The following is a 21,118-nucleotide window of genomic DNA, read 5'->3' on the forward strand; positions in this document are numbered from 1 at the left end:
GCGCCGTTCCCGCTCACGGGACCGGAACGTTGTCCTCCACCGGGCGGAACTCCTCGGCGAGCCCGAAGCAGGCCGGCCCGAACACGGCGAGTGCCTCGGGTGTGCGCATCATCTCCGGCGTCGAGATGCCGACCACGACGACGCGCTGGCCGTACCGCAGGGTCTCGGTGGTGATCGGCTCGCCCGACTCGGCCTCCAGCACGCAGATCAGGTCGGGGACGATGCACCGCACCTCGCCGTCGACCTCGGCGACCAGCGTCTCGTTCTGGAAGGCGGTGCGCAGCGTCGACGCACCGTCGAAGGAGACGAAGCGGGCGCTGCCGCGGGCGAACCCGTCCACCGTGCGGCGCTCCACGTCGGCGACCTTGCCCGCGAACAGCACCCGCAGGTGCGGGTACAGGGTGGGGGCGAGCACGTCCGTGAGCGCCGAGATCGGGTCCCGCAGCTGCTCCCTGGCCTCCCGGAGCGCGCGGCCCACCGCGAGCCCGAGGGAGAGGGTGCGGGGGATCGCCGTGCGCTTGACGTCGGCGCCGGACATCGCGTACTCGGCGATGAGCGCCGCCCCGCCCATCCGGATCGTCGCGCCGCGCGCGAGCCACTCCATGCGCCTGTTGTCCGAGCCGGCGTCGATGGTGACGGTCTCGCCGTGGTCGCCCGACACCACCATCGGCGAACCGGGCACCCCGTAGACCCCGAACGTCTCCATCTGCAGCTCGGGGAACGCGCGGCCCATCCCGTCGGCGTCGACCACCGGCAGCCCGGCGGTGGCGGCCACCACCAGGGGGATCATCGAGTTGATCCCGCCGCACTCGATCGGCATCGTGGCGTCGGCCTGCCGGCCGAGCCGGGTTTCGAGGGTGTGCAGCGCCCGCACCGCCTCGTCGCCGCGGGGGATCTTCTCCACCATCACGGTGGGCGCGCCCATCATCGCGGTGGGGATCACGAACGCGTCGTCCGCCACCTCGTCGGGGTCGAGCACCGCGACCGGCCCGTACCTGCGCATGGCGGCCTCGACCATCAGCCGGCCGATGTGCGGGTCACCGCCGCCCCCGGTGCCCAGCAGAGCGGCACCGCGGGCGAGGTCGGGCAGGTCCTCGGGGGTCAGGATCCAGCTCACTCGAGGTCCCGGGCGTCGAAGCGGACGGGGTCGGTGTCGTAGCCGAAGTAGCGCGGGCCGACCAGCGCGATCCCGCCGGGGGAGTGCCAGCGCTCGTCGGTCGGGGCCGCGAGCACGGTGACCCGGTGGCCGAAGCGCAGCGCCTCGGTGGTGACGGGCTCACCGGTGTCGGTGTCGAGCACGATGATCAGGTCCGGCGTGGTGACCTGCACGACGCCGTCGCGCACGGCCATCAGGTGCTCGTTCTGGAACTCCAGCGTGAGCTCGCCCGCCCCGCCGGAGACGATCGCCGTACCGCGGGCGAAGCCGGTGACGGTGCGGCGCGCGACGTCGGTGACCTTGCCCGTGTGCAGCACCCGCCCTCCCAGCTCGGCGGCCACGGCGGCCACGGCGTCGCCGTGCTCGGCGCGCGCCCGCTCGACGCGGTGACCGATGCGGGCGCAGAGGCTCAGCGTGCCGGGCACGAGGGCCTCGCGGGCCTGGGCGCCGCTCATCACGTAGTTGGAGATGATCGCCGCGCAGCCCATCGTGATCGTCAGGGAGCGGGCGAGCGCCTCGGCCGCGTGGTTGTCCACCGTCGTGAGGACGCCGACGTTGCCCTTCTCGTCGGCGATCGACATCGGCGCGCACGCGATGCCGGAGAGGGTCGGCAGCACCATCTGCAGCTCGGGGAACGCCCGGCCCATCCCGTCGCCGTCGACGAGTGGGAGGCCGAGCTGCGCGGCCGCCACCAGCGGGAACGTGGAGTTGACCCCGCCCGCCTCGATGCAGGCGATGTGCGTCGGGGTGACGCCGAGGTACTCCGCCAGCGCGGCGACCGTGGCGCCGATCCGCTCCGTCGACGGCGTCTTCTCCACCATCACGGTGGGCGCGCCCATCATCGCGACCGGGAACACGGTGGCGTCCCCGGGCAGGTCCTCCGGCGCGACGAGCGCGACGGGCCCGTGCTCGCGCAGCGCCTGCGTGGCGAGCAGTCGCCCGATGTAGGGGTCGCCGCCGCCACCGGTGCCGAGCACGGCGGCGCCGCGGGCGAGCGCCTCGAGGTCGTCCTCACCGATCGTGACGAGCCGTTCGGACAGCACGCCGGTCATGCCCGCCGCCCCGCCGCCTGCTCGATCCGCAGGTCTCCGACCGCCTTGCAGCGGATGCGGGTGGCGTTGCCCGGTAGGTAGGGGATCGGCACCTCGTCGAAGTCGACGATCTCGACGGTGGCCGGGTCCGCGCCTGCCACGACCGCACGGTCGACCGCCTCCTGGCGGGCCTCGTCGACGGCGGCGTCGCGTTGCCCGGGGGCGATCGCGAACACCCGGTCGACCTCCCCGCCCACCTGCGCGATCGCTGCGCCGATGGCGTTGGCCACGGCGAAGTGCTCCGGCCGGTGCACCGTGCCGAGGCCGGGGAAGGAGTCCGGCAGCAGCACGGAGCCGCCGCCGACGGCGACGACCGGCAGCGGGTCCGCGGAGATCCGCATCCGGTCGACGACGTCGGCGACGTCCGTGGCGATCCGTTCGAGGGCCGCCGCGACGTCGGCCGGGGCGAGACCGGCAACCAGGGAGCCGTCGCCGATCTGCACCCGGCCCGCCGCGACGGCGACGTCCGTGGCGGTCAGCACGTCGCCGCCGAACACGAGCGCCTGCTCCGTGAGGCGGTAGCCGACCGAGTCGGGCCCGACGGTCGTGTCGGTGCCGGTACCCCGGACCAGGCTGCCGCCGCCGAGGCCCACCGACAGCACGTCGGGCATGCGGAAGTTGGTGCGGATGCCGGCCACGCTGACCTCGACCGTGGCCTCGCGCGGGAAGCCGCCGGTGAGCACGCCGACGTCCGTGGTGGTGCCGCCGACGTCCACGACGGCGCAGGTGCCGAGCCCGGACAGCACCGCGGCGCCGCGCATCGAGTTGGTGGGGCCCGACGCGAACGTCGCCACCGGGTAGCGCCGGGCGAACTCGACGTCCATCAGCGTGCCGTCGTTCTGGCTGAGGTACAGCGGTGCGGTGATGCCGTGCCCGGCGATGGACGCGGCGAGCCCGTCGACGATGCCGGCGGCCAGCTCGCGCAGGGCGGCGTTGATGATCGTCGCGTTCTCGCGTTCGAGGAGCCCGACGCGGCCGATCTCGTGCGAGAGCGACACGGGAACGTCCGGCCCGAGCACCTCGGAGAGCAGCTCGGCGGCGCGCGCCTCGAACTCGGTGTTGACGGGGGAGAACACCGACGAGATCGCCACCGAGCGGACGCCGTTCGCGGCCATGTCGGCGGCGTGGCGGCGCAGCTCGTCCTCGTCGAGGGGGGAGATCGGGCGCCCGTCGAACTCGTGGCCGCCGTGGGCGAGGTAGGCGCGCCCGGCGATCGCCTCGACGAGGCGGCCCGGCCAGTCGACCGTCGGCGGGAGCGACGCCGTGGCCGGGAGCCCGAGCCGCAGGGCCGCCGTCGGGGCCAGGTCACGGGCCTGCACCAGGGCGTTGATGAAGTGCGTGGTGCCGATCATCACCGCCTGGACGTCGGCCGGCGGGAACGGGTGCTGGGCCTGCAGCCCGTCCAGCGCGGTGACGATCCCGGAGGTGACGTCGGGCGTGGTGGCCGCCTTGACCGCGGCGAGCACCCGGTCGCCGTCCATGAGCACCGCATCGGTGTTGGTGCCCCCGACGTCGATCCCGATCCGCATTCAGACGCTCTCCTTCTGGTCGAGGGGGTCGAAGCTGTCGACCGTGCGGCTGACCCCGACGCCGCGGACCATGCCGAGCTTGCCGGCCACGACGTAGAGCACGAACGCGGCGACGAGCGAGTTGATGCTGGGCAGCCCCCAGCTGACGAAGTGCCCGATCAGCGCGGCGACCAGCCAGATGACGAGCGTGGCGGGCACCCACGTCGGCGCGGTCTCCGGCACGGTGCCGTTGGCGCGGGAGCGCTCCAGGTCCGGCCGCCACTGCTTCACCACGAAGTACTCCGCGACCATGATCCCGGCGATCGGCGGGAACGCGACGCCGAGCACGGTGAGGAAGCCGATGAAGGTGTCGAGGATGCCGCCCGCGGCGAGCACGCTGCCGACCACGCCGAGCACCAGGGTGACCACGGCGCGGTTGACGTGCTTGCCGAACACCGTGCCGACGAAGTTCACGACGCCGAGCCCGGAGCTGTAGAGGTTCCAGTCGTTGATCTTCAGTGTCCCGAGGATGATCACGAGCGTGCCGACCCAGCCGACCGAGGACGTCACGATCGTGATGATGTCGTCGGACCGGATGGCGTGGGCGAGCAGCACGCCGGACATGCCGATCAGGTACTCGCCGACCGTGAAGCCGACGACCGTCTGCTTGACGACGTCGGCCGCGCTGCGGTTGAACCGCGTCATGTCCGGCGTGATCACGGCGCCGACGATGAAGCCGCCCGCGACGAGCGTCGTGCCCTCCAGCAACGAGAGGCCCGGCCCGGGCGGCGCGGACGTGACGAGCGCGCCGACGTCGCGGCCGATGAGCTCGCTGCCGATCGACCAGGCCACCAGCACGAGGAACGACGGCACCGTCAGGTAGGCGACCCACTTCATCGAGGCGAAACCCCACAGCACGATGAAGGTGACGGCGAGCCCGAACAGGAGCGACCACACCCACAGCGGCAGCACACCGATCAGGCTGACGAGGCCCTCCGCCGAGACGCCGGACTGGATGCCGAACCAGCCGATCAGCGAGATCCCGATCGCGACGCCGACCACGGCGCTGCCGCCCTGGCCGAAGCCGGTCCAGCGGGTGAGCATCGAGGTCTGGAGGCCCTCGCGGCTGCCGATGATCCCGACGCCGATCGAGACCAGCTCGAGGATCACCGCGCCGAACGTGAACGCGAGGAACGCGTCCCAGAACCCCATCCCGAACCCGAGCGTGGAGCCCAGCAGGAACTGGCTCAGCGCGGAGACCTGCCCGAATCGCTGCACGGCGACGGTCCACCAGGAGTAGCGCGCTGCGGCTGGGACGCGGGTGAGCGCGTAGTCGTCGACCCCGACATGTGCTGCCATGGCGACCTCCTCGGGCGTTGGCGGAACGGTAATCGCTGGTCAGAGGCGCGTCACTAGGCGAACTGCCCGATCCGGGCGGCACGGTTGGGCACAGTGCACTGTGGCGTACTCGTCATACAAGTGGTCTACGCTGGGAGTCCGTGACCGGAATGCGCTTCGGAGTCTTCGTTCCCCAAGGATGGCGCCTCGACCTCGTCGGGATCGACGCCAAGGACCAGTGGCCCACGATGAAGTCCCTCGCCCAGCGGGCCGACGCCGGCCCGTGGGAGTCGATCTGGGTCTACGACCACTTCCACACCGTCCCCGCGCCCACCGACGAGGCCACGCACGAGGCCTGGACGCTGATGTCGGCCCTCGGGGCCGTCACCGAGCGGGTCCGGCTCGGCCAGATGTGCACGTGCATGAGCTACCGCAACCCCGCCTACCTCGCCAAGGTCGCCGCCACCTGCGACCACGTCTCCGGCGGCCGCATCGAGATGGGCATCGGCGCCGGCTGGTACGAGCACGAGTGGCGTGCCTACGGCTACGGCTTCCCGGCGGCGCGGGAGCGCCTGCGGATGCTCGACGAGGGCGTGCAGATCATGCGGCAGGCCTGGACCGAGGGCACGGCGTCCCTCGACGGCAAGCACTACCAGGTCGACGGCGCGATCGTCCGTCCCCTGCCGCTGCAGGAGGGCGGCATCCCGCTCTGGATCGCCGGTGGTGGGGAGCAGGTCACCCTCAAGATCGCGGCCAAGCACGCGCAGTACACCAACTTCATCGGCACCACCGAGGTCTTCACCCGCAAGTCGGAGATCCTCAAGGGGCACTGCGAGACCGTCGGCACCGACTACGACGCGATCACCCGTACCGCCAACTTCAACGTCCTCATCGGCGAGACCGAGGCGGACGTGCAGAAGCGGATCGACGCCGCCAAGGCCCGGCTGGAGCCCTACGTGGGCGCCGAGAAGGCCGAGACCTCGATCGCGAACTGGACGCTGAACGGCGACAGCCCCACCGTCGGCACGCCCGCCCAGATCGTGGAGAAGCTCGGGAAGTTCCGCGACCTGGGCCTGAGCTACGCCATCGTCAACTTCCACGAGTCGGCGTACGACCAGTCGGGCATCGAGCTCTTCGAGCGGGAGGTGATCCCGGCGCTGCGGTGACCCGATGTCAGCAAAAGCCACTTTCATGACCTCACGTGACGTGAAAGTGGCTTTGCTGACGTTGGGGAGCGGCGTGCCGCCACCTGGTCGGGTACTCGGTCCGGGAGGATGGTTCTCGTGGGAGTTCGGCCCGGCGACGTCGTCGAGGCGTTCCTGCACCACCTCGCGGTCGAGCGGGGGAGCGCGGCCAACACGCTCGCCGCGTACCGCGCCGACCTCGCCCGCTACGTCGACCACCTGAACACCCGTGGCGTCGACGACCTCGCCGCGGTCCGGGAGGCCGACGTCGCGGCGTTCGTCCCGGCGTTGCGCAGCCCGCCGCTGGACCTCGCCGCGTCATCGGCGGCGCGGGCGCTCGCCGCGGTGCGCGGGCTGCACCGGTTCGCGCTGCGGGACGACCTCGTGCCCGTGGACGTCGCGCGCGACGTCGCGCCGCCCGCGCTGCCGGCGAAGCTGCCGCGGGCGCTGTCGGTGGACCAGGTCGAGCAGCTGCTGGCCGGCTGCATCGGCAGCGGGCCGGTCGCGCTCCGGGACCGGGCGTTGCTGGAGCTGCTGTACTCGACGGGCGCCCGGATCTCCGAGGCCGTCGGGATCGACATCGACGACCTCGACACCGAGGCGCGCACCGTGTTGCTGCGCGGCAAGGGCGGCAAGCAGCGGCTGGTGCCCGTCGGGCGGCCGGCGCTCGCCGCCGTCGACGCCTACCTGGTGCGCGCCCGTCCCGGGTTGGCCACCCGCGGGCGAGGCAGCCCCGCGCTGCTGCTCAACGCGCGCGGGGCACGGCTGTCGCGGCAGAGCGCGTGGCACGTCCTGCGCGGCGCCGCCGAGGCGTCCGGGCTCACCGCCGAGGTCTCCCCGCACACGCTGCGGCACTGCTTCGCCACGCACCTGCTCGCGGGCGGCGCGGACGTGCGGGTCGTGCAGGAGCTCCTCGGCCACGCCTCGGTGAGCACGACGCAGATCTACACGCACGTCACGGTGGACACCCTGCGCGAGGTCTACGCCACGTCCCACCCGCGCGCCCTGCGCGGAGGAGCGCGCTAGGAGGGTCCTGAACAACCCCGGCCCTAGCCGAGCGTCGCGCAGTAGGCCCGAGTTGTTCAGGGCGCTCCAAGGTGCGACACGCCCACGGACGGTGGTGGCCGCAGGCTCTCCGTCATCGGCCGGTAACGTTGCGGCCAGGTCGGACACATCCGGCCGACAGGTCGGCCGACACGCGGCGGGGTGCGTTGCCGGTCGTCCACCCGGACTCTTACGCTGCGCGGATCGGCCCCTCCCGGGTCAACCGCCAGAGACCGGAGACCGCATGGACACGCCGCGGCCCTTCACTCCCCGTCCGGAGCCGCTCGACCAGGAACCGTATGGCGAGGAACCGTATGGCGACGACGAGGGTGGCGAGCTGGATGCCGCCGACTCCGTGGGGAGACACCGCTTGATGGTTCCGGAACCGACTCCGCTGACCGACCACGGCCCGGCGCGGGTCATCGCGGTGGCGAACCAGAAGGGTGGCGTCGGCAAGACGACGTCGACGATAAACCTCGGCGCGGCGCTCGCGGAGTACGGCCGCAGGGTGCTGCTGGTCGACTTCGACCCGCAGGGGGCCCTGTCCGTCGGCCTCGGCGTGCAGGCGCACGAGCTGGAGACCACGATCTACAACCTGCTGATGGAGCGGGGAGCGGAGATCGACGAGGTCATCCGGCCCACCGGCGTCGAGGGCATGGACCTGCTGCCCAGCAACATCGACCTGTCCGCCGCCGAGGTGCAGCTCGTCACCGAGGTGGGGCGCGAGCAGGCGCTCGGGCGCGCGATCAAGCCGGTGCTCGACCGCTACGACGTCATCCTGATCGACTGCCAGCCGTCGCTCGGCCTGCTCACGATCAACGCGCTGGCCTGCGCCGACTCCATCCTCATCCCGCTGGCCTGCGAGTTCTTCTCGCTGCGCGGGGTCGCGCTGCTGATGGACACCATCGACAAGGTCCAGCAGCGGCTCAACCCGGACCTCGAGATCCTCGGCATCCTCGCCACGATGTTCGACCCGCGCACGCTGCACACCAAGGAGGTGCGCCAGCGCGTGATCGAGGCGTTCGGTGAGCTCGTGTTCGAGGCCGTGATCAACCGGACGGTGCGCTTCCCCGAGACCACCGTGGCCGGCGAGCCGATCACGACGTGGGCACCGGCGTCGAACGGGGCGAACGCGTACCGGCTGCTGGCCCGTGAGGTCCTCGCCCGGTGAGCGAGCGTGCGAGCGAGCCCTTCCGAGCGCAGCGAGGTCCGGGCGAGTGACGGTCGTCGATGACGACGCGCCGGTTGCGGCGGGCGACATCGCACCGGCGCGCCCGCGCTTCCAGGTGCGGCTGCACAACTTCGAGGGCCCGTTCGACCTGTTGCTGCAGCTCATCGGCAAGCACGAGCTCGACATCACCGAGATGGCGCTGCACACCGTCACCGACGACTTCATCGCGCACCTCGCCGAGCTGGGTGACGACGCCGACCTGGACGAGACCACCGAGTTCCTGGTGATCGCGGCCACCCTGCTGGACCTGAAGGCGGCCCGCCTCCTGCCGGACGCCGAGGTGGAGGACGCCGAGGACCTCGCGCTGCTGGAGGCCCGCGACCTGCTGTTCGCCCGCCTGCTGCAGTACCGGGCCTACAAGCAGGTGGCCGGGCTCTTCGTCGAGCTGGAGGCCGGTGCGCAGCGTCGGTTCCCCCGCTCGGTGGCACTGGAGGAGCGGTTCTCGGCGCTGCTGCCGGAGGTGCTGCTCGGCGTCGACCCGGAGGCGTTCGCCCAGCTCGCGGCCTCGGTGTTCCGCCCCAAGCCGCCGCCGACGGTCGGGATCGACCACCTGCACGCCGTGGCGGTGTCGGTGGCCGAGCACGCGGCGATCCTGCGGGAGCGGCTGGCCGAGCTGGGTTCGGCGACGTTCGCCGAGCTGACGGCCGACTGCGCGAACCCGCTCGAGGTCGTCGCCCGCTTCCTCGCGGTGCTCGACCTGTTCCGCAGCGCCGTCGTCGACCTGCAGCAGCCGGAGCCGTTCGGGGAGCTGACAGTACGCTGGACCCCATCCGCCCACGATCAGCCCGAGCAGCATGTGTCACCCGATGACTGAAACCTCCTCAGAGTTCGCCGCCGCCGTCCTCGGCCTCGTGCCCGACGCGCCGGTCCCCGGAGAGCTCGAGGTCGAGCCCGACACGGGCGAGCTCGGCGACGACGCCGCGCTCGACGCTGCGCTGGAGGCGCTGCTGCTCGTCGTCGACGCCCCCACCGACGAGGAGACGCTGGCGCAGGTCCTCGACCAGCCGGTGGCGCGCGTGCGGGAGGCGGCGCGCCGCCTGTCCGCCGAGTACACGGCGCACCAGCGGGGCATCGACCTGCGGCAGTCGGGCGGCGGATGGCGGTTCTACACCCGTGACGCGTACGCGCACTACGTCGAGCGGCTCCTGCTCGACGGTCAACGGGCCCGGCTCACCCGCGCCGCGCTCGAGACCCTCGCCGTGGTGGCCTACCGGCAGCCGGTCACGCGGGCCCGCGTGTCGGCCGTCCGCGGCGTCAACTGCGACGGCGTGCTGCGTACCCTGCTCACCCGCGGCCTCGTGCAGGAGGCGGGCGTCGACCCGGCCACACAGGGCACGCTGTTCCGGACCACCGAACTGTTCCTGGAGCGGCTGGGGCTCTCGTCCCTCGACGAGCTGCCCCCGCTGGCTCCGCTGCTTCCCGACGTCGACGCGATCGACGAACTGTGAGACCGAAGACGTGAAACCACAGACGTGAGTACACCCCAGATGAACGATATGACCACAGGCACGCGACCCGACGGGGTCCGGCTGCAGAAGGTGCTGGCCCAGGCCGGCGTCGCGTCCCGGCGGGGCGCCGAGGAGCTGATCGCGGCCGGCCGCGTGACCGTCGACGGCAAGGTCGTGCGGGAGATGGGCCGCCGCGTCGATCCCGAGACCGCCGTCGTGCACGTCGACGGCTCCCGCATCGTCCTGCAGGACGACCTCGTGCACCTCGCCCTGAACAAGCCCCGCGGCATCCTCTCCACGATGCACGACGACCGGGGCCGGCCCTGCGTCGGCGACCTGGTCGTGGAGCGGGGGATCGTCGACGAGCACTTCACCGGGGCGCCCCGGGCGCGGCTGTTCCACGTCGGTCGGCTCGACGCCGACACCGAGGGCCTGTTGCTGCTCACCAACGACGGCGAGCTCGGCCACCGGCTGATGCACCCGTCCTACGAGATCGAGAAGACCTACCTCGCCGAGGTCATCGGGCAGGTGCCGCGCGAGATGGGCCGTCGGCTGCGCGACGGCGTGGAGCTGGACGACGGCCCGGTGCGGGTGCACTCGTTCAAGCTGGTGGACTCCACTCCCGGGCGGTCGCTGGTGGAACTGGTGATCCACGAGGGCCGCAAGCACGTCGTCCGCAGGCTGCTCGACGAGGTGGGCCACCCCGTGCAGCGGCTCGTGCGCACCGCCATCGGCGAGGTGCGCCTCGGCGACCAGCGTCCCGGGCGGTTCCGGCCGCTCACCCGGCCCGAGGTCGGTTCGCTCTACCGATCGGTGGGGATGTAGTGGCGGTGCGCGCGATCCGGGGCGCCATCCAGGTGGACGGCGACTCCCGCGACGAGATCCTCAAGGGCTCGGCCGAGCTCGTCACCGCCGTGCTGGAACGCAACGAGCTCACCGGCGACGACGTCATCTCCATCCTGTTCACGGCCACGCCGGACCTCACCGCCGAGTTCCCCGCCTACGCCGCCCGGCTGCTCGGCCTCACCGACGTGCCGCTGATGTGCGCGTCGGAGATCGCGGTGCCCGGCGCGCTGCCGCGCACGCTGCGACTGCTCGCCCACGTCGACACCCCGCGGCCCCGGTCCGAGCTGCGCCACGTCTACCTGCGCGGCGCCGCCGCCCTGCGCACCGACCTGCCCCAGTAGCCGGGCACCGGCCGCGGCGGGCCACAAGGCATGATGGTTCGCGGCCCGCGGACGGCGCGCGGCAGGACGGGCCACCGGATGACGACGCGGTGGCCCGACGACGAGGGGGCTTGCGGGTGACCGGGCGGCTGCACGGGGTCGTGGCGATGGACGGGCCGTCGGGCACGGGGAAGTCCACCGTGTCCCGGCGGCTGGCCGCCGCCTGTGACGCCGCCTACCTCGACACCGGGGCGATGTACCGGGCGCTCACGCTCGCCGTGCTGCGCGCCGGGCTGGACGGCACCGAGGCGGACGCCGAGAAGGTCGCGTTGGACGCCGTCACCGACCTGGAGTCGGTCACCGATCCGGCGCACCCCGCGATCCTCCTCGCGGGCGAGGACGTCGAGGCCGAGATCCGCGGCGGCGCGGTCACCCGTGCGGTCAGCGCCGTCTCCGCCGTGCCGGCGGTGCGCACCGCGCTCGTCGAACGCCAGCGCGTCCTCATCGAGAAGGCGGTCGCGGCCTGCGGCGGCATCGTGGTCGAGGGGCGCGACATCGGCAGCGTCGTCGTCCCCGACGCGCCCTTGAAGGTCTACCTCACCGCGTCCGAGGAGATCCGGGCCGCGCGCCGCGAGGCGCAGGACCGCAAGGCAGGCCGGGCCGCCGACCACCGGGCGGTGCTCGCCGACGTCCGCCGCCGCGACCGGCTCGACTCCACCCGCAAGACGTCACCGCTGCACGCCGCGCCGGACGCCCTCGTGCTCGACACCGACGACCTGTCCGTCGACGACGTGCTGACCGAGCTGCTGCGGCTGGTGGAGGACCGCGGGTTGGTCACGTGAGCGAGCTTGCGAGCGCGCCATCAGTACGGTGCCCGGCGGAGCCGGCCGAGCGCGGCGAGGCCGAGCGATGAGCTCTCCGGACCTGCCGCCCGACGCGTGGCCGTGGCTGCACGATCGCGGGCGCTGGCTCGCGTCCTGGATGTTCCGGCCCTTCTACCGGGTGCACACCCACCACCTGGACCGGATCCCGGCACGCGGACCGGTGGTCGTCGTCGCCAACCACAGCGCGAACGTCGACGGACCGCTGCTCTTCGGACTACTGGGGCGCCGCGCGGTGTTCTGGGTGAAGCAGGAGATGTTCAGCGGCGTCGCCGGCTGGGGTCTGCGGCGGATCGGGCAGCTGCCCGTGCGCCGCGGCGAGGCCGACCGGCGGCCGTTGACGGCGGCCACAGCGGTGCTGCGCGGCGGCGGTCTCGTCGGGGTGTTCCCGGAGGGCACGCGCGGCAGCGGCGACGTCGCGGCGGCGCAACACGGAGCGGCATGGCTCGCGCGCACCAGCGGTGCCGTGGTGCTGCCCGTCGTGTCCCGGGGCACCCGGCGCCCCGACGGGTCGGGGCGCCGGTGGCGACCGCGCGTCGACGTGGTGGTGGGGGAGCCGCTGACCGTCCCTGCCGGAGGTGGGCGCGCCGGCCTGGTCGCCGCCACCGAGACCCTGCGGGCCGGACTGGCCGGCATGGTCCGCGAACTGGACGAGTTACGGAGCACGACGTGAACGGAACCGACGACCGCGCCGCCATGGCGGCGCTGGGGCTCGACCCCGACGAGTTCGGGGCAGCAGACGACCCCGGCACCCCGGCGGGCGATGACGGCGAGGCGGCGCCGCCGGCTCCGGTGCTCGCCGTCGTCGGCCGGCCGAACGTCGGCAAGTCGACATTGGTCAACCGGCTGCTGGGCCGCCGCGAGGCGGTCGTGCAGGACATCCCCGGGGTCACCCGCGACCGGGTTGCCTACGACGCGCTGTGGAACGGGCGGCGCTTCACGCTCGTCGACACCGGCGGCTGGGAGCCCGACGCCACCGGCCTGCAGGCCGCCGTCGCCGCCCAGGCCGACCTCGCGATGAAGACGGCGGACGCGGTGCTGCTCGTCGTCGACGCGAGCGTGGGCGCCACCGCCACCGACGAGGCCGTGGCGCGGGTGCTGCGCCGCTCGGACTGCCCGGTCCTGCTCGCGGCCACGAAGGTGGACGACGACCGGCTCGTGGCCGACACCGCCGCGCTGTGGCGCCTCGGGCTGGGGGAGCCGCGGCCGGTGAGCGGCCTGCACGGGCGCGGCTCGGGCGACCTGCTCGACGCGATCATCGAGGCGCTGCCGGAGACCCCGCGCGACGACTTCGGCGCAGGCGGTTCGGGTCCGCGGCGCGTCGCGCTCGTCGGGAAGCCGAACGTCGGCAAGTCGAGCCTGCTCAACCGGGTGTCCGGGGAGCTGCGCTCCGTCGTGCACGACGTCGCGGGCACCACCGTCGACCCGGTCGACTCGCTCGTCGAGCTGGACGGCGAGGTCTGGCGGTTCGTCGACACCGCAGGCCTGCGCAAGCGCGTCCAGACCGCGAGCGGCATGGAGTACTACGCCAGCCTCCGCACGCGCGCCGCGATCGAGGCCGCCGAGGTGGCCGTCGTGCTGATCGACGCGAGCGAGCCGATCGCCGAGCAGGACCAGCGCGTGATCGCCATGGTCGAGGAGGCAGGCCGGGCACTCGTGCTGGTGTTCAACAAGTGGGACCTCGTCGACGAGGACCGCCGCTACGCGATGAAGCGCGAGCTGGAACGCGACCTCGGCCGCGTGCAGTGGGCGGAGCGCATCAACGTCTCGGCGCTCACCGGCCGGGCCGTCGCGAAGATCGCGCCGGCGTTGCGCACCGCCCTCGCGTCCTGGGACCAGCGGATCCCGACCGGCCGGCTCAACGGGTGGCTGTCGGACGTCATCGCCGCGACCCCGCCGCCCGTGCGCGGCGGGAAGCAGCCGAAGGTCCTGTTCGCCACCCAGGCCCAGACCCGGCCACCGACCTTCGTCCTGTTCACCACCGGGTTCCTGGAGGCCGGGTACCGGCGCTTCATCGAGCGGCGGTTGCGCGAGGAGTTCGGGTTCACCGGTTCGCCGGTGCGCATCTCCGTCCGCGTCCGCGAGAAGCGCAACAGGAAGGGCTGATCGGCCTCCGGGCGTTACGCTGGTCGGGTGACTGTCCGGGTCGTGCTCGCCGACGACGAGCCCCTGATGCGGGCCGGTCTGCGCACGGTGCTGGAGGCCGGCGGCTCCGTCGAGGTGGTCGGGCAGGCCGAGGACGGCGCCGCGATGCTCGCGGCCGTGGACGCGCACCGCCCGGACGTCGTGCTGGTCGATGTGCAGATGCCCGGCGTCGGGGGACTGGAAGCGCTGCGCGTGCTGTGCGCCCGCCCCGACGCGCCGCCCGCGGCCGTGCTCACCACGTTCGACCTCGACGACTACGTTGCGGAGGCGTTGCGGCTGGGCGTGCAGGGGTTCCTGCTCAAGGACGCCGAGCCCGACGCGTTGGTGCGTGCCGTGCTCGACCTGGCCGCGGGCGGTGCCGTGCTCGACCCGCGGATCACCGCGCGGCTCCTGCCGCGCCTCGCCGCCGGGTCCGCGCGGTCGGGCCCGTCCCGGCTCGGCGGCCTGACGCCACGCGAGCTGCAGGTGTTGCGCGGGCTCGCCGCGGGCGACTCCAACGCGACGATCGGGGAGCGGCTGGGGCTCGCCGAGGCCACCGTCAAGAAGTACGTGTCGGCACTGCTCGTCAAGCTCGGTGCGGAGAACCGCGTGCAGGCCGCACTGCTCGCCCAGGGATGGGGGTTGCCGTGACCATGTTCCCGCTGCCGGTGCGGCGCGTGCTCGTCGAGCCGGCCGCCGTCGTGCTCCCGGCGATCGCGGTGCTGCTCGGGGTCGCGCCGTTCGAGTGGTCGGTGGTGTCCGCGCTCGTAGCGTGCGCACTGCTGCCGCTGCGGCACGTCTGGCCGCCGCTGGGGCTGCTCGGTTCGTTCTGGGCGCTCGCCGGCGGGCTGGGGTGGCCGCCGGCGATCGTCGCGCTGTACACCCTAGGCCGGCGCTGCCGGCGCGTGGTGACGCTGGTGCCCTGGCTGGTGGCCACCGTCGCCGTGACCGTGGTGCCGGTGCTGCTCACCCAGGACCTCCCCGTCGGCCGCATCGTCCTGACGATCGCGTTCATCGCCCTGTACGCCGGGGCGCCGGCCGCGCTCGGCCTGCTCGTGAGCACCCGGGCCCGCCTCACCGAGAGCCTGCGGCAGCTCGAGCGTGCCCGCGAGGAGGCGCTCGCCGCGTCCCGGGACGCCGCGCGGGCGCAGGAGCGGGCCCGGATCGGCCGCGAGATCCACGACGCGGTGGGCCACCACGCCACGTTGATCGCGGTGGGCGCCGCCGCGATCGCCGCCTCCACGGCCGAGGAGGAGACCCGCCGTGGCGCGGAGCAGCTGCGCACGCTCGCCAAGCGGGCGCTCGCCGAGATGCGCGCCGCCCTCGGCCTGCTCGACGGGAGCGAGCACGTCGCAGGCCTCACCGAGATCCCCGCGCTCGTGGCCGGCTCGCGCGCGGCGGGCGTCGCCGTCGAGTTCGACGAGCTCGGCGACGTCGTCGAGGTCGCACCCGGCACCGGCCGCGCGGTGTACCGCGTGGTGCAGGAGTCGCTCACCAACGCGGCCCGGCACGCCGCGGGCGCGCGGGTGTCGGTCGGTCTGTGCTGGCTGCCCACCGAGCTGGTCGTGGAGGTGCGCAACGGCCGGGCGCCGGCCCCCGCACCGCGTCGGCCGGATGCGGGCGGCGGAGCCGGGCTGACGGGCCTCGCCGAGCGGGTGTCGGCGGCAGGTGGCGAGCTCACCGCCGGCCCACAACCGAGCGGTGGCTTCGCGGTACGTGCGGCCTTCCCGCTCGACCCGCCGCCCCCGGCCCCACCCGCCCCCGTTCGCGAGCAGGAGCCGGCCATCCCCTGATCGGGCAAACAGGACGTAACGCCACCGCTACTGCCCAGTACCCACCAAAGTCGCCCCCGCCGGGCTACCGACGACGGTGGTGTCCGCGGCTCTGATTGCGGAGACTGATGCCTCCGCTGCGCCGGTCCACCGGCGTGCGGACGGTCAGGTGCGGCTGCCAAGCGCGTTGGGGGGAGCCACGACCGGCCGGTCGGGGCGGATCGGCCATGCGGTAGGCTGACTCCGCCCCCAACGGGGGGTGGCCGGGACGTGGCGCAGCTTGGTAGCGCACTTGACTGGGGGTCAAGGGGTCGCAGGTTCAAATCCTGTCGTCCCGACGGCACAGACGGGCGGTTCCCTTCGGCGGGGGAGCCGCCCGTCGACGTTTCTACCTGCGGATACCGGCCGCGTCGTGATCTTGGGTGCTGTCGCTGTTGATCTCGCCGCTCTGGTCTGCGTTGGACCGCCCGGACAAGCGATCGGCGCTGCTGTCCTTCTTCGACTTCTGCATCGAGACGATCGCGGCCGGCTCGCCGCCCCCCGGATGCCTCTCGACCGGCACGGCGATCGAGGCGGCCACCCACTCCGCACGTGTCGAGACCGCTGTCCGCGCCTTCCTCGACGAGCTGGAGACCGCGGTGCACGACCGGCCGGCCGCCATCGACGACGGCGTGGTGCTGGAGGTCGACCTGCGCGCGGCGGCGCGCCTCGTCGTCACCACCACCCGCGGCATCGCCGTGATGGAGAGGGTGGGTCACGGGCCTGCGGAGCTCCGTGCCATCGCCGAGACGCTGGTGACCTCGCTCGTCGGCCCCGCGCCGGGGGGATCTGATGGCCGACGCAGCCTCAGCGGATGAGGCGGTCGACGAAGTCGGCGCCGAGGCCGTGCGCCGCGTGGTGCACGCGGGCGCGTTCGAGCTTGCTGAAGACGTCCTCGATCCCCACCAGGTGGCCGTTCTCGTCGACGCAGATGTAGGCGCCGGTGACGTGGAACAGCGTCGCCATCTCCTCGACGCCGTCGGGGAATCCAGGGTGTGCACGTCACCGGGGGGACCCTCCGGACCGGCGGCGGCCGGGGCGCTCGAGCCGGCGCCCGCCCCGACGCCTCCCGCGGCCTCGGTCCGTTCGACGCCTGACATCGCCGCGCGTTGCCGCTGCCCCTGAGCACAGCGGACGGGCAGGATGGCTATCGTCGGACAATCGACAGTTGACCGTGGTTGGGGCTCGGCGGACCATTCAGCGTCGTGACGAGGACCTACGGTGGCGTTGGTGCAGGTCAGGCCCACGCGCTGCGACGGCGGATGCGGGAGTTGCTGGCGAGGCCGGGGTGTGTCGTCGCGCCCGGTTGCCATGACGCCCTGGCGGCGCGCATCGCCCAGGACGAGGGCTTCGAGGCGGTGTACCTCTCCGGTAACGCGGCGTCGAGCGGGCTCCTCGGCCGTCCGGACGTCGGGCTCGCCACGATGCACGAGATGACGCAGCGGGCGCGATGGGTTACCGGGTGCCTCGACGTCCCCGTCATCGCCGACGCCGACACCGGATACGGCGACGAGCACGCGATCGCCCGGACGGTGCGCGAGTTCGAGAACGCCGGCGTCGCCGGCATCCACATCGAGGACCAGGAACTCCCCAAGCGCTGCGGGGCGATGGGCGGGGTCCGCATCGTGCCCTTCGACACCGCGGTCGCGCGGCTCCGCACGGCGCTGGCTGCCCGGACGGACCCGGATCTCCTGGTCATCGCGCGTACCGACGCACTGGCCCTCGACGACCTCGACGAGGCCGTGCGGCGGGCGGAGGCCTTCGCCGAGGCCGGGGCGGACCTCGTGATGGTGGAGGATGTCCGCTCACCGGAGCAGGTGGGCGCCCTGCCGAAGCTGCTGCCCGGGATCCCGCTGCTGTTCGACGCCTTCGAGGTCTGGCCGTGGACGGTACTGGACACGGCCGAGCTGGCGGAGCTGGGCTACAAGGTCGCGATCATGTGCCTGTCGACGACCCTCGCGTACGCGGAGGCCGCGCGCACCGTGCTCCGGGCGATCAGACAGGACGGGTCCACACGCGCCGTCGCCGACCGGATGATGCCGCTCGCCGAGTACGAGCGCGTCCTCGGCATCGACGCCTTCGTCCGCTGAACGATGACGGAACGGGGAGGCCGGATGGCCGAGAACAGGCTGGTCGCGGTCGTCACGGGCGGAGCGGGTGGCTTCGGCCGCGCGATCAGCGCGACCCTGGCCGAGCGCGGCGACAGCGTCGTCGTGGTCGACCTCGACGCGGCGGGCGCCGTCGCGGTCGCGGCAGCACTGCCGACGGACCGGCGTGCCGACCAGCGGCACCTCGGGGTGGGGTGCGACCTCCGGGACGAGGATTCGGTCGCGGCCGTGTTCGGCGAGGTCGCCGACCTGCTCGGAGCCTCGCACGTGCTGGTCAACAGCGGCGGGGTGCGTGAGATCACCAGCATCGTGGAGATCAGCACCGCCGAGTGGGCCGACGTCATCGCCACCAACCTCACGGGCACGTTCCTGGCCTGCCGGGAATTCGCCCGACGGGCGGTCGCGGCAGCGGACGGGGCCGCTCGTTCCGTCGTGAACATCGCCTCGGTCGCCGGGCTGGTCGGTGTCGCGAACCGGCCCGCGTACTCGGCGAGCAAGCACGGGGTGATCGGGCTGTCGAAGAACCTCGCGACGGACCTCGCCCGGTACGGGGTCCGGGTCAACGTCGTCGCGCCCGGCACGATCCGCACGCCGATGACCGAGGGGTACTACGCCGACGAGGAGTTCGTCGCGTCGTTGTCGGCGGTCGTCCCGCTGGGCGCAGGTGGGTCGGCGCAGGACGTGGCGGACGCGGTCGCGTTCCTGACCGGGCCCGGCAGCCGGTTCGTCACCGGTGTGGTCCTGCCGGTCGACGGCGGCTGGTCGGCGGAGAAGAGCTACAGCCTCAACCCGAACAGCGCCTACTTCGCCGCCGCGAACGGCACCGGCGCAGTCGGGGGTGGCACGCCACCCCGGGAGGACTCGTGAGCGCACTGGAACGGCGCACGCTGCGGGAGCAGCTGGTCGACATGCTGCGGGCGGAGATCGCCTCTGGCGCCCTCGGCGCGGGGCGACCGCTCGTGGAGACCGCGCTGAGCGCACGGTTCCAGGTGAGCCGCGGCACTGTTCGCGAGGCGTTGCGCGAGTTGCACGAGCAGGGCCTTGTCGTTCAGCAGCCGCGCACCGGCACGTTCGTCCGCCAGCTCAGCGCCGACGAGGTCACCGGGATCTACGACGTCCGGGCGGCGCTCGAGGGACGCGCCGCGATGGCGATCGCCCGCTCACGGCAGTGGGAGGAGCGCGCCGACCGGCTCGAGCACCTCGTCGACGTGATGCACCGGGCGCGCCACGAACCCTTCCTCGAGCGCATCCGGGTCGACCTCGACTTCCACCGCGCGATGTGCCGCCTGTCCGGCAACGAGACGCTGGCCCGGAGCTGGGAGCACCTGATGACCCAGATGGTATCGGTGCACTCCGGGCTGGGGGAGTCGCTGGTGCTGCCCCTCATGTCCGCGGACGACCACCTGGTCTTCGTGGACGCCATCCGTTCGCGCGACGCCGCGTTCATCCAACGCACGATCGATCGGGTGATGGCGCACTCCGCCACCCAGTTGATCGCCGCCATGCACGACCCGGACCGGGAGACGACCGGCTACGCCACGCCGCCCGGCCCTTAGCGGCCGGACCGCTTCCCGTCCACGGCACGACCGGCCCACCTCCGAGCAGGCCGGGAGTTCGCACTGCGTGAAGGCACGCGACGTGGAAAGCACTCGACGAGGAGTCATCATGGACCACGATCGGTTCGACGACCGGCGGACACCCGACGCCGCCGCAGGAGTGGACCACTCGGACGGAGCGGCGCCGCGCCGGGTCGTCCTCGCCAGCATGATCGGGACGACGTTGGAGTTCTACGACTTCATCGTCTACGGCACCGTCGCGGCGCTGGTGTTCAACAAGCTGTTCTTCCCCGCCTCCGCGCCCGGCATCGGCACGCTGCTGGCGTTGTCGACGTTCGCGGTGGGCTTCCTCGCCCGGCCCGTCGGTGCGGCGGTCTGCGGACACCTCGGCGACCGCATCGGGCGCAAGCGGACGCTGATGCTCACGCTGGTGGTCATGGGCGGGGCGACCGTCCTGATCGGCGTGCTGCCGACCTTTGAGTCCGCCGGGCTCTGGGCTCCGTTGGTCCTCGTGGTGCTCCGCCTCCTGCAGGGTGCCGCCGTCGGCGGCGAGTGGGGAGGTGCGGTGCTGCTGATCGGCGAACACGCCGCCGAAGGGCGGCGGGGGAAGGCCACGAGCTTCGCGCAGCTCGGTTCGCCCGTCGGGCTGCTGCTGGCCAACGGTGTGGTGCTCGGCGTCGTGGCGGCCGTGGGGACACCCGCCTTCGAGAGCTGGGGCTGGCGGCTCCCGTTCCTGCTCAGCGTCGTGCTGATCGCCGTCGGGGTGTTCCTGCGCCGCGCCGTGGACGAGTCGCCGGTGTTCCGCAGGATGCAGGCCGAGCAGGCGACGGCGACGTCTCCAGTGCCCGAGGTGCTGCGGCTGCACTGGCGGCGGTTGCTGGTCGCGATCGGCGTCACCGTCGTGTCCTTCGGCGGGTACTACGTCTTCACGACAGTCGGGCTGGCCTACCTGAGCCTGCGGGAGGCGCCCAGCTCCTACGGGCTCTACGGCACGGTCATCGGTGCCGCGGTGTCCGTGCCTGTCATCCTCGGCTCCGGTGCGCTTTCCGACCGGATCGGCAGGCGACCGGTCTACGCGCTCTCCGCCGTGCTGATGGGTGCCTGGGCGTTCGTGTTCTTCCCGCTCTTGGACACCGGCGGCGGCGTGCAGGTGGCGGTCGCCATCGCCGTGGGGGTCGTCATCTGGAGCGTTCTCTACGGCGCGCAGGGCGCGTTCCTGTCCGAGCTGTTCGCCTCGCGGGTGCGCTACACCGGCGCCTCCCTCGCCTACCAGGTGACGGGCGCGCTCGGCGGCCTGGTCCCGCTGGTGTCGCTCTCGCTGCTGGAGACGGCCGGGACGAGCACGGCGGTGGCGGCGTTCGTCGCGCTCACCGCGGTGGTCTCGCTCGTCGCCATCCGGCTGGCCCCGGAGACCGCCCTGACCCGCTCGGCCGAGCTGGACGCCGCCGCGGCCGGCGGCCGATGAGGGGAGT

General features: G+C 73.0%; 22 protein-coding genes and 1 tRNA gene. 18 read left to right on the top strand and 5 right to left on the bottom strand.

Annotation, left to right across the window (positions count from 1 at the left end; translation table 11 throughout):
- Nucleotides 1-13: 13 nt before the first annotated feature.
- From ABEA81_RS19720 to ABEA81_RS19735, 4 genes are read right to left on the bottom strand one after another with little or no spacing between them, the layout of a single operon-like run.
- Nucleotides 14-1,117 carry a DUF917 domain-containing protein gene (locus tag ABEA81_RS19720; RefSeq protein WP_345606678.1) on the bottom strand — a complete coding sequence of 368 codons (1,104 nt, stop codon included), beginning with the start codon at nt 1,115-1,117 and terminating at the stop codon, nt 14-16.
- The gene (locus ABEA81_RS19725; RefSeq protein WP_345606679.1) at nt 1,114-2,208 is read right to left on the bottom strand and encodes a DUF917 domain-containing protein; all 1,095 of its coding nucleotides are present in this window, start codon (nt 2,206-2,208) and stop codon (nt 1,114-1,116) included. The genes ABEA81_RS19720 and ABEA81_RS19725 overlap by 4 nt, the downstream gene beginning before the upstream one ends.
- Complete coding sequence (locus ABEA81_RS19730) at nt 2,205-3,776, bottom strand: hydantoinase/oxoprolinase family protein (RefSeq protein WP_345606680.1); 1,572 nt, start codon at nt 3,774-3,776, stop codon at nt 2,205-2,207. The genes ABEA81_RS19725 and ABEA81_RS19730 overlap by 4 nt, the downstream gene beginning before the upstream one ends.
- A complete protein-coding gene (locus tag ABEA81_RS19735; protein WP_345606681.1) occupies nt 3,777-5,114 on the bottom strand; it encodes a purine-cytosine permease family protein in 1,338 nt (445 codons plus the stop codon).
- Between the two features lie 149 nt (nt 5,115-5,263).
- On the opposite strand from ABEA81_RS19735, the gene ABEA81_RS19740 reads away from it, so the two are divergent.
- The 14 genes from ABEA81_RS19740 to ABEA81_RS19805 all read left to right on the top strand — a co-directional run bounded on the left by ABEA81_RS19740 (nt 5,264) and on the right by ABEA81_RS19805 (nt 16,800).
- Nucleotides 5,264-6,259, top strand: a complete 996-nt coding sequence (locus ABEA81_RS19740; RefSeq protein ID WP_345606828.1) for an LLM class F420-dependent oxidoreductase — start codon at nt 5,264-5,266, stop codon at nt 6,257-6,259.
- Nucleotides 6,260-6,376: 117 nt separating this feature from the next.
- Nucleotides 6,377-7,303, top strand: a complete 927-nt coding sequence (gene xerD, locus ABEA81_RS19745) for a site-specific tyrosine recombinase XerD (protein WP_425570610.1) — start codon at nt 6,377-6,379, stop codon at nt 7,301-7,303.
- 262 nt (nt 7,304-7,565) lie between these two features.
- Nucleotides 7,566-8,492, top strand: a complete 927-nt coding sequence (locus tag ABEA81_RS19750) for a ParA family protein (RefSeq protein WP_345606683.1) — start codon at nt 7,566-7,568, stop codon at nt 8,490-8,492.
- Between the two features lie 46 nt (nt 8,493-8,538).
- The gene (locus ABEA81_RS19755) at nt 8,539-9,366 is read left to right on the top strand and encodes a segregation and condensation protein A (RefSeq protein WP_345606684.1); all 828 of its coding nucleotides are present in this window, start codon (nt 8,539-8,541) and stop codon (nt 9,364-9,366) included.
- Nucleotides 9,359-10,000, top strand: coding sequence for an SMC-Scp complex subunit ScpB (scpB, locus tag ABEA81_RS19760; protein WP_345606685.1), 642 nt, complete (start codon nt 9,359-9,361; stop codon nt 9,998-10,000). Before ABEA81_RS19755 ends, scpB begins: the two co-directional genes overlap by 8 nt.
- Nucleotides 10,001-10,048: 48 nt before the next feature.
- Complete coding sequence (locus ABEA81_RS19765) at nt 10,049-10,825, top strand: pseudouridine synthase (RefSeq protein WP_345606687.1); 777 nt, start codon at nt 10,049-10,051, stop codon at nt 10,823-10,825.
- Between the two features lie 5 nt (nt 10,826-10,830).
- The gene (gene aroH, locus ABEA81_RS19770; RefSeq protein WP_345606688.1) at nt 10,831-11,187 is read left to right on the top strand and encodes a chorismate mutase; all 357 of its coding nucleotides are present in this window, start codon (nt 10,831-10,833) and stop codon (nt 11,185-11,187) included.
- A 116-nt stretch (nt 11,188-11,303) separates the two neighbouring features.
- Entirely contained in the window at nt 11,304-12,008 is a 705-nt protein-coding gene (gene cmk, locus ABEA81_RS19775; RefSeq protein WP_345606689.1) for a (d)CMP kinase, read from the top strand.
- 67 nt (nt 12,009-12,075) lie between these two features.
- Nucleotides 12,076-12,720, top strand: coding sequence for a lysophospholipid acyltransferase family protein (locus ABEA81_RS19780; RefSeq protein WP_345606691.1), 645 nt, complete (start codon nt 12,076-12,078; stop codon nt 12,718-12,720).
- A gap of 23 nt (nt 12,721-12,743) precedes the next feature.
- A complete protein-coding gene (der, locus tag ABEA81_RS19785; protein WP_425570615.1) occupies nt 12,744-14,153 on the top strand; it encodes a ribosome biogenesis GTPase Der in 1,410 nt (469 codons plus the stop codon).
- 27 nt (nt 14,154-14,180) lie between these two features.
- Nucleotides 14,181-14,822, top strand: coding sequence for a response regulator transcription factor (locus tag ABEA81_RS19790; protein WP_345606693.1), 642 nt, complete (start codon nt 14,181-14,183; stop codon nt 14,820-14,822).
- A gap of 2 nt (nt 14,823-14,824) precedes the next feature.
- Nucleotides 14,825-15,964, top strand: coding sequence for a sensor histidine kinase (locus ABEA81_RS19795; protein WP_345606829.1), 1,140 nt, complete (start codon nt 14,825-14,827; stop codon nt 15,962-15,964).
- 243 nt (nt 15,965-16,207) lie between these two features.
- Nucleotides 16,208-16,281, top strand: a tRNA-Pro gene (locus ABEA81_RS19800).
- Nucleotides 16,282-16,365: 84 nt separating this feature from the next.
- Entirely contained in the window at nt 16,366-16,800 is a 435-nt protein-coding gene (locus tag ABEA81_RS19805) for a hypothetical protein (protein ID WP_345606694.1), read from the top strand.
- Here ABEA81_RS19805 and ABEA81_RS19810 read toward each other — a convergent pair.
- Entirely contained in the window at nt 16,790-16,948 is a 159-nt protein-coding gene (locus tag ABEA81_RS19810) for a cupin domain-containing protein (RefSeq protein ID WP_345606695.1), read from the bottom strand. The two genes, ABEA81_RS19805 and ABEA81_RS19810, sit on opposite strands and share 11 nt — an antisense overlap.
- Nucleotides 16,949-17,187: 239 nt before the next feature.
- On the opposite strand from ABEA81_RS19810, the gene ABEA81_RS19815 reads away from it, so the two are divergent.
- The 4 genes from ABEA81_RS19815 to ABEA81_RS19830 all read left to right on the top strand — a co-directional run bounded on the left by ABEA81_RS19815 (nt 17,188) and on the right by ABEA81_RS19830 (nt 21,111).
- The gene (locus ABEA81_RS19815; RefSeq protein WP_345606696.1) at nt 17,188-18,072 is read left to right on the top strand and encodes an isocitrate lyase/PEP mutase family protein; all 885 of its coding nucleotides are present in this window, start codon (nt 17,188-17,190) and stop codon (nt 18,070-18,072) included.
- A 24-nt stretch (nt 18,073-18,096) separates the two neighbouring features.
- Entirely contained in the window at nt 18,097-18,957 is an 861-nt protein-coding gene (locus ABEA81_RS19820; protein ID WP_345606697.1) for an SDR family NAD(P)-dependent oxidoreductase, read from the top strand.
- The gene (locus tag ABEA81_RS19825; RefSeq protein ID WP_345606698.1) at nt 18,954-19,646 is read left to right on the top strand and encodes a GntR family transcriptional regulator; all 693 of its coding nucleotides are present in this window, start codon (nt 18,954-18,956) and stop codon (nt 19,644-19,646) included. The genes ABEA81_RS19820 and ABEA81_RS19825 overlap by 4 nt, the downstream gene beginning before the upstream one ends.
- A 109-nt stretch (nt 19,647-19,755) precedes the next feature.
- Nucleotides 19,756-21,111: an MFS transporter gene (locus ABEA81_RS19830; protein WP_345606699.1), complete on the top strand. Its 1,356-nt coding sequence runs from the start codon at nt 19,756-19,758 to the stop codon at nt 21,109-21,111.
- The last annotated feature ends 7 nt before the right edge of the window (nt 21,112-21,118 follow it).

The organism is Pseudonocardia adelaidensis, assembly GCF_039543345.1.
GTDB lineage: Bacteria > Actinomycetota > Actinomycetes > Mycobacteriales > Pseudonocardiaceae > Pseudonocardia > Pseudonocardia adelaidensis.